Genomic DNA, 14,206 nt, shown 5'->3' on the forward strand with positions numbered 1-14,206 from the left:
ATATGGTCAGAAATAAAAATGGAGAAATCACCTTGACAATATATCGGGTTACCGATATATTGAAGATGGGTGATATACAATGACAATTATTGAATTATTAAAAGAAAAGGGATTGTCACGATACAGCTTATCTAAAACAAGCGGTGTCCCGTGGGCAACCCTTGCAGATATTTGTTCTGGCAAAACAAGCCTTAACCGATGCAGTGCAGAGACGCTTTCAAAGCTGTCCAAAGCACTGAATTTATCCATAGAAGAAATACTGGAACTGGAAACAGAGTCTACTAAACCCGAAAAAACTGGGAAACCAACGGATAAAACATATTTGGAAACTAACTTGTCTCCGCAATTAACAAAGGCGATCAAAGACTATGAAAAGGGAGAAAAAGACAACGTATCCTATTTGGATTGCCTGTGGGGCGAACTATATGGCTCTATTAATGCAGATCTTTGGGCAGGTTGTATTTCAGAGGAGCAAGCAAACTATTTAAGAAAAAAATTTCTCTACGGAGAACAGGAGGGATTAAATGATTGATTTTACAACATGTGCCGTCAATAAGTTCAAAGCTTATGGCGGAGCCAATGGTAACAAAATCAATATTTCATATGAAGGTACAAGTTATATGCTGAAATTTCCACCTGTGCCTAGTAAAAGCAAAGCTATGAGTTATACAAACAGCTGTATCAGTGAATATCTTGCTTGCCATATCTTCCATTTATTTGGCATACCGGCACAGGAAACTATGTTGGGCACCTACACCGATAAACGAGGAAAAGAAAAGGTTGTGGTGGCCTGCAAGGATTTTACTGAAGAAGGAAAAAGGCTAATGGAGTTTGCTCACCTTAAAAATACCTGTGTGGATAGTGAACAAAGCGGCTATGGAACGGAGTTATCTTCCATTATGAAAGCCATTGATGAACAAGCATTGATTCCATCAGGCGAATTACGAGCATTCTTTTGGGATATGTTTATTGCAGATGCTTTGCTTGGAAATTTTGACCGTCATAACGGCAACTGGGGAATCTTAATAGATGAACAGAAACAAATTGCGGAAATTGCACCAGTTTATGACTGCGGTTCCTGTTTATATCCCCAATTAGATGAGGCACATATGGAGAAGGTTTTGAACAGTGAAGATGAAATAAACCAACGTATCTTTGTTTTTCCTACCTCATCGATTATGGAAAATGGCAAAAAAATATCTTATTTTGATTTTATTTCCTCTCTGCAAAATGAAGAATGCAATGTAGCATTGAAAAAAATAGCAGAGAAAATCGATATCGAGGAAATCAATAAACTGATAGAGGATATTCCCTCCATTACTCCTATGCAAAGGGATTTTTACAAGACGATGATTGCAGAGCGAAAGGTGAGAATCTTGGATTATAGCATGGAACTTCTAATGAAACAAGAAACGAAGCAGACTGACGTGAAAAAATCTTTGGGGGCAGGCCAGGATATTTCCATGTAGAAAGTATTATGAAACAACCAGATATCGAAGAAAACACTCACAACTGTGGGTGTTTTTATGTTTGGAGGTGATTTTTATTGCAAATCCTGTTTTGATTGCCAAGGCTGTAGTGATGGGATTGAATAATGATAAGCTCCGTAGAGGCATGGGTTGGACAATTGCTGCAATCTTCTCGCCTATAATTGTTATCTTTGCGCTGCTAATTGGCATCATGTCTGCAACAGCAGACCACAACACTACAGCAATAGATTTATGTTTTAACGGCGGTGTCGTGTCGTGTAATGTTCCTGAAGAATTTAGAAAATATATTGAAGATATGCAGTACAGCTTCAACCTATTAGATTACGATATAAACAAACTTAACAGCCAAACAGAAGACGGAAACAGCCTTGACCTAATAAGAGTTAAGGCTATTTTTTATGCTCTGTATTTCGGCGAGGATCGCCCATCTCTCATCAATACATTGAGATTTTCAGATTGCTTTGTATCTTATGAGGAGCGTAATCGAACCGTCATCGACGAGGAAGGAAATGAAAGAGAAGAAACCTATACCGTAGTAGTTCCCATCACGGACCTTTCGATTGTTTACAGAAACATTGAAAATATGATGAAAATTACGGTGACATCAGAAAACCAAATGAATGCCAATCGCATTTATGCATTGGTGAAGTACGGGCATGGAGCAATCGGGTTGGATGAATTTCAATTTCAATACCCCGGTGAACCCATTGGCGATGGTAGTTACAAAGAACTGATTGAGGAAGCAGAAAAATACTTGGGTTACCCCTATGTTTGGGGTGGTTCAAATCCAAGAACGTCCTTTGATTGCTCGGGGTATGTTTGTTGGGTCTATACCCAGTCGGGGGTTTATAATCTTCCACGAACTACTGCCACGGGAATCTATAATCAATGTGTACTGGTACCGAAAGATGAAGTAATGCCTGGTGATTTGGTGTTTTTCAAAGGGACTTATGCAGGTGCAGGTGTGGCATCTCATATAGGAATTTATGTGGGAAATGGAAAGATGCTCCATGCTGGTGATCCTATTGGCTATGCTGATATTAATACAAAGTATTGGCAGAAGCATTTCCTTGGGTTCGGTAGACTGCCAGAAATTAATTAAAAAGAAGTTTGAAAAGGGATGTACCAATAAAGCAGAAAGATTGATTTTATGCTAAGTGATATTTCAAAGAAAATGCGTTTCTATTGAAACACAGAATTTTGGAAAAGAATGAATAGGGAGGAATGTGGTATGAAAGAAAATAAAATTAAGGTTGTAAAAATGGATATTGGTAATCCGCCAGTAGTAAAAGAAATTGATAACACCCTTGGGGCATTACAAACGGAAGTTGGTGGGCTTATTGAATGTGCTTACCTCGATGATGGATGCATTGCTGTTGTCAATGAAGAAGGAAAGCTAAATGGAATGGAACCAAACCGACGCTTGGGCTCAGATATTATTTGTGGTCCATTTTTTATTTGTGGTGATAGTGAAGACGGTGAATTTGTTTCACTTGATGACAAACAGGTGGAAGAATACGTGAAAAAGTTTTCTGATGTTCCCATTTTTACAGGGGAAGAACCAGAGCTTAAACCACGAATGACCTTCATGGGTTTTGATTTCAAGTAAACCAGCATGACTTGTACGCTGATTTTGTTTGAATTCTTACTTAAACAAGGCTAAAATAAAAGATACGATTGGAAAGTAGGTGAGAAATTGATTTATTACCTCATGCACAAAAATTTGAATGTATTGGAGATGGAAATAGACGAAGAAACAAGCACAATTGTGAAGGTGCTTAATGTCATAGAGGTGGAGCATATTCCTCTTGGAGTCTGTTTTGAAAATCAGATTGTTGACAGAAAGGCACTGAATCATTGGTTTAAAAGCAGATGTATACCTGAAAACCGACAGAGTATTGACCGTGTACTTGAGACGGTAGGTGAATTGAATACAGTTGGTTTGGCACTTAAATGCTATGGTCTCAGCTTATCGGACTGCTATTGGATTTGTCCCAAAAGTTCTGACCTTGACTTTGATAAAATTAATTTCTTTGAAAATCACTTTTCCAAGGATATGGGTGAAATTTTGTTTGGCAAACAGCTGGACAGTTTCAGCTTAGTATCTCCTGATAATACCTCTGATGGCTGGTTGAAAAAGAAATGGATTATCTTAAATGAAGATAGATACCTCCTAAAAGGAGCCAGCGGTGTGTTTAGGCAAGAACCGTTTAATGAGAAAATAACAGGAATGGTGATGGAAAAACTTCGTTTGCCACATGTGGAATATGAGGTGATTTTTGAGGACGGAATGCCGTACAGCCTGTGTAAAAACTTTCTCTCAAAGGATACGGAGCTAGTGTCTGCATGGAGCGTGTACAGTCATTTCAAGAAACCAAACCACCTTTTTGCATATGAATATTTAATAGAATCCTACGAAAAAATAGGGATTACGAATGCAGTTGAAAACATAGAAAAGCTTCTGGTAACAGATTTCTTGATTGCTAATACTGACAGGCACATGAACAACTTTGGTATTGTGAGAAACAGTAATACTCTTGAAGTATTGGGGGCGGCACCTATCTTTGATAGCGGTACCTCTCTGTTTATGTCTACGCCAACCAAGGTAGAAGTTTCTGATATAGAAAGCAAACCGTTTGCCAAGACACATGAAAAACAGATAAAGCTAGTCAGTGATTTGCGGAAATTTGATATTGAAAGTGTCCTTGAACTTAGAGAAGGAATCAGAATTAACCTTTCTCAAAATCCTTTTATGTATGAGGAAAGAATTGATTTTGTTATAAAAAACTTTGATCAAAGAGCGAAGCTGTTGCTGGAACTAATGCAGGAACAGCGTCAGATGCAATCCCACAAAATGATATAAAAACAGAAAAAGCTAAGTGGCACATCGTATTATGCGGTGTGCTTTTGTTTTTTGGAAAGGAGTATCCAATGAAAAAAGCAACCTTAACCATTACTTTTGAAAAGGAAAAACTCGATGCACTCACTTATTATATGGAGAAAAAGGATATGAAATTGCAAGCAGAACTTTCCGATACAATCCAAAAGCTCTATGAAAAGTATGTGCCACAGCCAACACGAGAGTACATAGAGGATAAACTGCAGTGTGAAAATATGCCAAGTAAGCCTAAAAAGGTGGAAACGGCCAAGGCGAATGCTTCTCAAACAGTAAATGGCAATTCATAAGAAGGTAATATTCGCCGTTGTTGCCGATTGTGTGCCACTTTTGTTCCAAGGAGGGGTGTAACACCATAACAAGAGAATTGGGGCGAATTTGGCAAGGTGTGAGAAAGTGGGAAATGCCATGAAAACAGAACCTAAATTACCACACAACATCGCAAATTTTAAGTGACCCCACCCATTGATTTAGGTGCAGGATAAAGAGAGGTGGTCGCAAGCGACCTCCTCTCGGTCAAAAAGCTCGGCAGTGCCGAGCTTTTCTCGTACTTCCGTTAGGTGGTCGAAAAACAGACTTTGTGATGCTTAGGTGGTCTGCAATCTATGAAAAGACCGTGATTACGGCATTTACAAGGTGGTTAGAGAGGTGGTCTTGATCTTTGGAGGTGATATTTTGAAAGAACCACAAAACAAAAATAAGAAAAGGACAGCGGTTTGGCTGTATCCTTATACCTTTGAAAAAATGGATGTTTTATTGAAAGAAGATAACTGCAATAACCGTAGTGAGTTTATTGAAAAAGCATTGACTTTTTATATGGGATATTTGGTTAGTAATCAAAGTACAGATTATCTTTCAAAAATTCTGCTTGGAGCAATTCAAGGCACACTGCGAGAAACCGAAAATCGTCAATCAGCAAACCTCTTTCGTTTGTCGGTAGAGATGAGTATGATGATGAACATTCTTGCCGCTGGACTTGAAATCAGTGATGAAGACTTGCGTAAACTTCGTGGCAGATGCGTTGCCGAAGTAAAAAGACATAAAGGCAGAATTAATATGGAGGATGCGGTTAAATACCAGCAAGGATTAGAAGAATAAATAGTGGAGGGAGATGTTTATGCCGAGAATTATTTTTAAGTGTCCATATCTCAAAGGTGGAGATAATACAGCTCACCTATCCAATCTTGTAAGTTACATTGCCACAAGAGATGGTGTGCAGAAATTTAATGAGAAACATAAAAATCTTCCTTCCACAAAAAAACAGGAGCAGCTCATTGCAGATATTATAAAAGAATTTCCGAATACTAGAAATCTGTTTGAGTATGAAGATTACATTGCAAGCAAAACCATTGAAAACGCTTCGGACTTCATCTCCATAGCATTAGAACATAACCTTGATATAGTGGCAAAAAAAGAAAACTATGTGGACTACATTGCCAATCGTCCAAGAGTAGAAAAGCTATCTTCCCATGGTTTATTTACAAGCGGAGATGATGAAATTATTCTTAGTAAGGTTGCTGATGAAGTATCCAATCATCAAGGGAATGTATGGACACCTATCATATCCCTTAGGCGAGAAGATGCTGTCAGTACAGGGTTTGACCATGCAGAAAACTGGAATGACTTTTTATCACACTATGCACCTACCATTGCAGAAAATTTGAAAATACCAATTGAGGACTTTAGATGGTACGCAGCTTTTCATAATGAGAGTCATCATCCTCACATTCACATGATTTGTTATTCCACAGATATTCGCAGAGGGTATCTCACCAAGGAGGGCATTAAAAATATCAAGTCGGGGTTGGTGTCGCATATTTTCAAAAATGAAATGAAAAACATCTATGAGCGGCAGAGCCGAAGGAGGGATAGCCTAAAAGTAGAAAGCAAAAAATCACTGCTACAGTTGATTGCCGAAATGAAAACAGGCACAATACAAAATTCCAAAATGGAAGAACTGATTTTGCTTCTTGCAGAAAAACTAAAGCACACCACTGGTAAACGAGTCTACGGGTATTTGCAGCCAAATGTAAAAAATATTGTGGACAGTATTGTAGATGAGCTTGCTAAAGATGAAAAAGTGGCAAAGGAGTATAGTTTGTGGTATGAAATGCGTAATGAGATATTTCTCGGATATTCTGATAACCTGCCTGAACCGTTGACGCTTTCAAAGCAAAAAGAGTTTAAATCCATCAAGAATTTTATTATCACGGAAGCAGATAAACTCTCCAAAGGCGAAATCAGCTTTTCGGAAACGAAAATCATTGAAATAATTGATGATGACAGGAGCACTGATTCGATTGATAGCCAAGTAGTTGAAAAAGCTTTTGAAGAAGAGCCTCGTATGGAGGTATCTGATTTCATTGAAGAATCGGTTGACGATGCTGTGGAAGAGCAGCCAAATCCATATGTAAAATGGACAGAAGAATATAAGCAGGCTCGCAAGTTTCTGTTTGGTACAGAACAACAACAACCGGACTTTGAACAGGCGTGCATATTGTTGCTCGAAGAATCAGAAAACGGAAATGCTCTTGCAACCTTTGACTTGGGGAGGATATATGCAGATGGTCTTGGGGTTGAGATGGATGGTGAAAAGGCACAGGAATATTATGAGAAGGCTCTTGCAGATTTTCAGTTTGTAGAAAATAAGAAATCTTGGAAATATACACAATACCGTATTGGCAAGATGTATGCCAGAGGTCTTGGAACAGAGCAAAATTATGAAGTGGTTGCTGATTGGTTTGAAAAGTCGGCAAATCAGAAATATAAGTTTGCTGAATACTCTCTTGGGAGCCAATATTTGCGTGGGCAGGGTGTGGAGCAAAACGATGAACAAGCATTTGCTTTATATTTGCGTTCTGCAAAACAGGGTTTTCCCTATGCCGATTTTGAAGTGGCGAAAATGTATCGGGATGCAATTGGTACAGACAAAAATGAAGGAGAAAGTAATGTTCATTTCAAAAAAGCCTTTGTTGGTTTTACCGCTTTGGAAAAGCAAAGCCACGATGATAAAATACAGTATCGCCTTGGGTGGATGCTGCAAAACGGTATAGGAACAGAGAAAGACATTTCAAAGGCAAAAGAATACTTTCAGAAATCCGCAAAGCTGGGAAATACTTTTGCATGCTATTCACTGGCTAAAATAATTCTTGGTGAAGAAAGTCCAACCGCAAAAGACGTAGAAACTGCTGTTGGGTATTTGAAAACGGCATCGGATAGCGGAAATCAGTTTGCACAGTATGCTCTTGCCAAGATTAATTTTGAGGGCAAACATATTACCCAGGATATTGCAAAAGCAGTGGAGTTGTTCACCCTCTCGGCAGAGCAGGATAATGAGTGGGCAGCTTATCGTCTTGGGAAAATCTATCTCACCGAAGTAAACTGTAAAAATATCTCTTCTGCTGTTCACTGGCTAACAAAATCATCCGAACATGGCAATCAATTTGCACAATATCAACTTGGCAAGATGTTTCTAATGGGAAAGGTTGTGCCAAGGGATAAAGAGACGGCAATAAAATGGTTTATGCTCTCGGCAGAGCAAGGCAATGAATATGCTCAATTTTTCCTTGACCACATAGAACAGTGGAGAGAGCCATCGGTAGGTTTACTTGCTACACGAGTGCTCCACCATATGAGTAAAGTATTTGAAGATAATGTTCCTTTAGAGAAATCCTCAAGGGGAATAAAGATTGACAGCAAGTTACTCAGGAAAATGAAAAAGAAGAAAATGGCACAGGGTCATAAGGAAGATGACCAAGAACAGTATATGAGCTTGTAAATTTACAAGGGGAATCTATTAAATCTTTGGTGTAAACATAAGAATGCTTCTAACAGTCTTTCAAAACGAAGGTCTGTTATTTTTTTACCCTAAATCTATATAGAAAGGATTTTTATGATGAAAAACAAGGAGAAAAATACTTATCATTCAAAGGTATTAGAAAAACAGAATGTGAAACCAAATAGGAAAGGCTGTCCCATCAAAAGGACAGTCTTTCATCGTAAAATCGGTAAAAAATCATAAAGGAGGTATCACTATGGGTAAATACATTCACTTTACTGAGGAACAAAAGCAAAGAGCCAATGAGGTTGACCTTGAATATTTTCTTCATCAAAGGGGTGAAACTTTGCTTCCATCTGGCAGAGAAAAACGGTTAAAAAGTGACCACAGTATTACTGTCAGAGGAAATGAATGGTATGACCATGCCACGGAAAAAGGGGGTCTTGCTATTGATTTTGTGCAAAACTTTTATGGTTTATCATTTCCCGATGCGGTAACGATGCTTCTTGGTGGTGAGAGTGGTGAAGTCTATCATTGTGCAGAAAAGAAGGAAGAAATAAAAAAGCCGTTTATACTGCCACCACAGAACAAAGATATGCGTAGAACGTTTGCCTATCTTATCAAGCACCGATGCATTGATAGCAATGTAGTCAGTTTTTTTGCAAAAGAAAAGTTGCTTTATGAAAGCTGTGAAAAATCGGCTGATGGTACAAAGGAATATCACAACGCAATTTTTGTAGGATTAGATGAAGAGGGAGTTGCTCGACACGCACATAAACGAGGAATCTACACAGAAGGGATGAGCTACAAAGGAAATATTGACAGCAGTAATTCTTGTTACAGCTTTCATTTCTGTGGAACAAGTGACCAACTCTATGTTTTTGAGGCACCCATAGATATGTTGTCTTTCATCAGCGTACATAAAAACAGTGATTGGAAAAAGCACAGCTACGTTTCACTCTGTGGACTTTCGGAACAGGCAATGTTGAAACAGTTGGAGATTAATCCTCAAATTAATAAAGTGGTGCTGTGCTTGGATAATGATAAAGCTGGCATTCAGGCGTGTGAGAAGTTTATAAATCTATTATGCGAACAAGGTAAAATTGTTTTTCGTATTTTCCCTACACTCAAAGATTTTAATGAGGATTTGCAAGAGAGCATAAATGGGCAGCCACAAAGTTATGAAATAAAAATGGCATAAAAATAAGCAGAGGGAGTTAAATACCCTCTGCTTCTAAAGCTTCTACTTTTATAAAACGACTAGTTTATAATCTATCTAGCATTTCAAAACTTAATGATTGAAAAACCGTACAATATTTTTGAAATGCGTTTTGACCTATAATATAAATATTTGGCATATAGGACATCCTTTTTTTTGAATATAAAATTCGCTCTAGCCCATTATCAATGGCGGTATGGTTGCTTAACGCTACATCTACTTTTTTGTTATTTGCCTCACGAATAAAATAGTCTAGGGATTTTAGATATTGTTCAACTCCATTCTTAGTCCATGGAGGAGTAGTGCCGCCCCATAGTGCTGCCATATGAGTTTCGCCAGCTTCTTTTACTGGGAATATATAACTCAAGCACCCAGGAGTATGGCCGGGAGTACCGTAAACATATATTGTCTTATCTCCAAGGGTTATAGTATCTCCATCTTGTATATAAGTATCAATTTGATAATCTTTCCACGTTTCTGGGCGCTCGGGTTTCGTCGGATGTTCTGTCCAAAAGATATCATCCACTTCAGAAAGATATGTTTCTGCGTTATATGTTTCTACAAAATACTTTCCGCAACCGGTATGATCAACATGTCCGTGTGTTAAGACTAATTTCTTTATGGCATCTGGATTCCAACCTACAGATTTAATCGCATCTACTATCGCATCAAAAACTATTTTTGCTGGCCAAATAGCATCTATCACTATCAGTCCATCATTGGTTTTTAATACGTAACAATTAGTTTCTTTTTGTGCAATAATTAGTAAATCATCAAAAATGAGAGCATGAGTAAAAAATGACATGTCCTCCATTGCTTTGATGGTTTCTTTTGCGATGATTGGTTTGTTTAATCTATTCATTTTTGATTACTCCTCTGTACAATTTATTTTAAAGTCATACAGAGGTCAAACGATTCTTTGGATGCATTCTTAAAAATATTTTCATAATTCAGCTCACGATACCTATCTTTATATACTGATTTAAACATACTCCATTCATCGACAAAAATTGTACTTTGAGAAAATGGAGAGTATCTTCAATAACTAATTGCAATGCAATTGCTTTTTAACATTATACTGCAAAAAAATTGAAAAAGAAAGGGACCCTTTATGAACGAACAAATTACTATTTTAATATCAGTGACTGCTTTAATGTTTATGGTCATTGGCGGACTATCTCTCATTGCCAATTACTATACACTTAATGGAATCAAATCTAAAACCGTAGGCGACGGTCAACATGGTGTGGCGAGGTTTGCAACCAAAAAGGAAATTACTAATACTTATCATCCTGTAGCCTTTCAAGTTGTTAAATGGAGAAAGAGTGAAAATCTTCCAACGGAGCAAGGCTTAGTTATCGGTTCAACTGGGAAAAAGAGTGAGGTTACTGCACTTGTAGACACAGGCGATGTCCACTGCTTAATGATTGGTGCAGCAGGAGTTGGTAAAACTGCATTTTTCCTTTATCCAAACCTAGAATATGCCTGTGCCAGTGGTATGAGCTTCATTACTACCGATACCAAGGGGGATCTCGCTCGAAACTATGGATCCATCGCAAAAGAGAATTACGGATATAACATTGCTGTTCTTGATTTGCGTAATCCTACACGCAGTGACGGAAACAATCTTCTGCATCTGGTAAATAAATATATGGACTTGTATCGACAGGATAATGGCAACTTTTCCGCAAGGGCAAAGGCTGAAAAGTACGCAAAGATTATTTCCAAAACGATTGTATCCCCCGATGGCAATAATGCCGCAATGGGGCAAAATGCATTTTTCTATGATGCTGCAGAGGGGCTTCTTACAGCGGTGATATTACTCATTGCAGAATACTTACCACCAACTGAGATTGACGGACAGTTAGTAGATAAAAGACATATTGTTTCTGTGTTTAAGATGGTACAAGATCTAATGGCACCAAGTCAAGTGAAGGGGAAGAGTCAATTTCAGCTTTTAATGGACAAACTGCCATCAAACCATAAAGCAAAATGGTTTGCCGGAGCGGCACTTAACTCAGCGGAACAAGCAATGGCATCTGTTCTTTCCACTGTATTGTCGCGGCTTAATGCATTTTTAGATACGGAAATGGAGCAGATTCTTTGTTTTCATTCATCCATTGATGCTGAAACTTTTTGCAAAGAAAAGTCGGCAATATTTCTTATACTTCCAGAAGAGGACAACAGTGCGACACGTTCCTGACTGAAAAGGTCAGGCACTAAATTAAGAACGTGAAATGTTCAGTTTAGGAGAACTGATATTCCGAGAGGTGGAATGATAGGGTAACGCCTTGAAACGCCCCCTTGATACTGTGGCAGGCAGTTCGGTATGTAATATCGAATTGTCTGAAGCCCGCTGAAGTCGGCAGAGAGTAACCCAAACAGATAATGCTGTGGAAAACTGTACAGAGGTGTACGGTGTTACCTATATGCCGGAGGTCTAAAAGATACCTATGGTGAGTATGTGGTGTGAAAGACTACTGACAAACCTCAGATTGTACGGGTCTAAACTTCTGAATGATAGAAATGTCGTTGTCCGATTACGGACGTAAGCCGAGGAAAAGTAAGATTTTGTTGTTATGAAATTCCTTATTGTGTTACAGGCACAAGGCGAGCTTACAGGCTTAGATGAGGCACCTAAGGGTATAAATGCAAAGATAGGAATATTGGAACGTGGTAAGGTCAGAGCGTGGAGCAAATTACATTGCAAGGAAGCGTTATCAAGGAAAATTTAGCGATATAACTTGATTTTATCTGACTGAAAGTGATGCCACAGTACCTGTGAAGCCGTGATAATAAGCGGTGGAGGGATAGGCATTAGTCGCAGGAAAACTAAAGGAAAGGATTACACAACACTCTATGGGTTCGAGTATGACTAAAAAAGGTAAATCCAAAATGTGATTTTCACACAAAGGAGGTAACCGACCATAGCAAACTCAAAAGCACCAAAACACCGTAAACTCCGAAATAGTGAATATTATGACTTACAAAGTACCTTTGATAAGCTGTATGCCGACAGCAAAGATGGTAAATGCTTTCGAAATTTAATGAGTATTATCACTTCGGAAGAAAATATCCGTTTGGCATACAGAAAAATTAAGACGAACAAAGGTAGTAAAACCGCAGGAGTAGACGGCAAAACAATAGAAGATTTGAAAAGATGGAATGACCAAGCCTTATTGCAAATATCCAAAAATCATTTGAATGGTATACACCGAACAAGGTGCGCAGAGTAGAAATACCAAAGGACAACGGAAAAACTCGACCGCTTGGAATACCCTCAATCAGAGACAGGTTGATACAGCAATGTATTATGCAAGTTTTAGAGCCAATTTGTGAAGCAAAATTTCATGAGCGCTCTAATGGGTTTCGTCCCAATAGGAGTGCAGAACATGCCGTTGCACAAGCAATGACAATGATACAGCAGAGAAACTTGTTTTATGTTATTGACATAGACATTAAAGGGTTCTTCGATAACGTATCACATGGAAAATTGTTAAAACAGATGTGGGCGCTGGGCATCCAGGAGAAAAAGTTACTTTGTATTATATCAACTATGCTAAAGGCGGAAATTGCAGAAATAGGATTTCCTGAAAAAGGAACGCCGCAGGGCGGTATTATTAGTCCGCTTCTCTCCAATATCGTATTAAATGAGTTGGATTGGTGGATTGCAAGCCAATGGGAAGAAATGCCTACACAGTATGAATATAAGTGTAGTATCCATGGGAATGGTTCTCCCAATAAAAGCCCAATCTATTCTGCACTCCGCAAGACAGGATTGAAAGAATGTTACATTATCAGATATGCTGATGACTTCAAGATATTCTGTCGCAAAAGGGATGACGCAGTCAAGCTCTTTGAGGCAACACGCCAATGGTTGAAACAGCGATTAAGACTTGATATTAGCTCAGAGAAGTCGAAGATAGTTAACCTTAAAAGGCATTATTCAGAATTTGTGGGGTTTAAGCTGAAAGCAAAAACTAAAGGCAAAAAGCCAAATGGGAAAGCGAAATATGTTGTCACCTCTCACATAAGCGATAAGGCAAGCAGGAAAATCCTAAAACGAGCAACAGAAACGGTGTGTAACATGGCAAAGCATATTGATAAAGAAACCGCCTATAAATTTTTAGGCATTTATAATGCTTATGTCATGGGTGTTCATCAGTATTACAGCGTTGCAACGGAGGTCAATAAAGACTTTCATAAAATATCTTTTCATGTCAATAGAACCCTGAAAACAAAACTCAGGAAACGATTAAAGCGTCCGGATATTTCAAAGTTAAAGTGCAAAGCGATTGTAGAAAGGTATGGAAAAAGCAAAGAACTTAGGTGTGTACTTGATTTACCCGTTGCTCCCAGTGGGTATGTGCAGCACAGAAATCCAATGTGGAAACGGACAAGTATAAACAAATATACTGCCAAAGGAAGAGAAGAAATTCACAAGAACCTAAAAGGACTTGATATGAGTATTCTACTTTACCTTATGCGAAATCCAATCCAAAACCGCAGTATTGAATACAACGATAATAGAATATCGCTGTATTCGGGTCAAATGGGTAAATGTGCTGTCACAGGTCGAATACTAACATTAGAAGAAATTCATTGTCACCACAAAGTACCGAAATATTTAAAAGGTGATGATGGATATGTGAACCTGACAATAATACATATCAATGTCCACAGACTTATTCATGCGGTACACACAGATACTACTCAAAAATTGCTTAAAGTACTACAATTAACGGAATATCAAATGGGGCGAATAAATAATCTTCGCAAGCTATGTGAGCTTGCACCAATAACTGTAAATTGAGTTTGAAAAT

At 38.3% G+C, this 14,206-nt stretch carries 11 protein-coding genes and 2 pseudogenes; 12 read left to right on the plus strand and 1 reads right to left on the minus strand.

The annotated features are described in order from the left end of the window. Nucleotides 1–79: 79 nt before the first annotated feature. The 9 genes from NE558_RS06320 (at nucleotide 80) to NE558_RS06360 (ending at nucleotide 9,365) form a co-directional block, all read left to right on the plus strand. The gene (locus tag NE558_RS06320; RefSeq protein WP_256149107.1) at nucleotides 80–532 is read left to right on the plus strand and encodes a helix-turn-helix transcriptional regulator; all 453 of its coding nucleotides are present in this window, start codon (nucleotides 80–82) and stop codon (nucleotides 530–532) included. Beyond that, the gene (locus NE558_RS06325; protein WP_256149108.1) at nucleotides 525–1,469 is read left to right on the plus strand and encodes a HipA domain-containing protein; all 945 of its coding nucleotides are present in this window, start codon (nucleotides 525–527) and stop codon (nucleotides 1,467–1,469) included. The genes NE558_RS06320 and NE558_RS06325 overlap by 8 nt, the downstream gene beginning before the upstream one ends. A gap of 67 nt (nucleotides 1,470–1,536) precedes the next feature. Next, a complete protein-coding gene (locus tag NE558_RS06330) occupies nucleotides 1,537–2,592 on the plus strand; it encodes a C40 family peptidase (protein ID WP_256149163.1) in 1,056 nt (351 codons plus the stop codon). Between the two features lie 129 nt (nucleotides 2,593–2,721). Continuing rightward, nucleotides 2,722–3,099, plus strand: a complete 378-nt coding sequence (locus NE558_RS06335; RefSeq protein WP_256149109.1) for a DUF3846 domain-containing protein — start codon at nucleotides 2,722–2,724, stop codon at nucleotides 3,097–3,099. A gap of 87 nt (nucleotides 3,100–3,186) precedes the next feature. Beyond that, complete coding sequence (locus NE558_RS06340; RefSeq protein WP_256149110.1) at nucleotides 3,187–4,353, plus strand: excisionase; 1,167 nt, start codon at nucleotides 3,187–3,189, stop codon at nucleotides 4,351–4,353. Between the two features lie 68 nt (nucleotides 4,354–4,421). Beyond that, nucleotides 4,422–4,676 carry a DUF6103 family protein gene (locus tag NE558_RS06345; RefSeq protein ID WP_256149111.1) on the plus strand — a complete coding sequence of 85 codons (255 nt, stop codon included), beginning with the start codon at nucleotides 4,422–4,424 and terminating at the stop codon, nucleotides 4,674–4,676. 385 nt (nucleotides 4,677–5,061) lie between these two features. Then, on the plus strand, nucleotides 5,062–5,484 hold the full coding sequence (locus NE558_RS06350) for a hypothetical protein (RefSeq protein WP_256149112.1): 423 nt from the start codon (nucleotides 5,062–5,064) through the stop codon (nucleotides 5,482–5,484). A gap of 19 nt (nucleotides 5,485–5,503) precedes the next feature. After that, complete coding sequence (gene mobP3, locus NE558_RS06355) at nucleotides 5,504–8,164, plus strand: MobP3 family relaxase (protein ID WP_256149113.1); 2,661 nt, start codon at nucleotides 5,504–5,506, stop codon at nucleotides 8,162–8,164. Between the two features lie 256 nt (nucleotides 8,165–8,420). Then, nucleotides 8,421–9,365, plus strand: a complete 945-nt coding sequence (locus NE558_RS06360) for a DUF3991 and toprim domain-containing protein (RefSeq protein WP_256149114.1) — start codon at nucleotides 8,421–8,423, stop codon at nucleotides 9,363–9,365. A 64-nt stretch (nucleotides 9,366–9,429) separates the two neighbouring features. On the opposite strand, the gene NE558_RS06365 is transcribed toward NE558_RS06360, so the two are convergent. Then, nucleotides 9,430–10,245: an MBL fold metallo-hydrolase gene (locus tag NE558_RS06365; RefSeq protein ID WP_256149116.1), complete on the minus strand. Its 816-nt coding sequence runs from the start codon at nucleotides 10,243–10,245 to the stop codon at nucleotides 9,430–9,432. Nucleotides 10,246–10,494: 249 nt separating this feature from the next. On the opposite strand from NE558_RS06365, the pseudogene NE558_RS06370 reads away from it, so the two are divergent. The 3 genes and pseudogenes from NE558_RS06370 to ltrA all read left to right on the plus strand — a co-directional run. Next, nucleotides 10,495–11,571 (plus strand): annotated as a pseudogene (locus tag NE558_RS06370) (type IV secretory system conjugative DNA transfer family protein); the annotation flags it as partial. A gap of 391 nt (nucleotides 11,572–11,962) precedes the next feature. Continuing rightward, nucleotides 11,963–12,118, plus strand: a complete 156-nt coding sequence (locus NE558_RS06375) for a hypothetical protein (protein WP_256149118.1) — start codon at nucleotides 11,963–11,965, stop codon at nucleotides 12,116–12,118. Nucleotides 12,119–12,310: 192 nt separating this feature from the next. Beyond that, nucleotides 12,311–14,196, plus strand: a pseudogene (ltrA, locus tag NE558_RS06380) (group II intron reverse transcriptase/maturase). The last annotated feature ends 10 nt before the right edge of the window (nucleotides 14,197–14,206 follow it).

The organism is Anaerotignum propionicum (assembly GCF_024461735.1).
GTDB lineage: Bacteria > Bacillota > Clostridia > Lachnospirales > Anaerotignaceae > Chakrabartyella.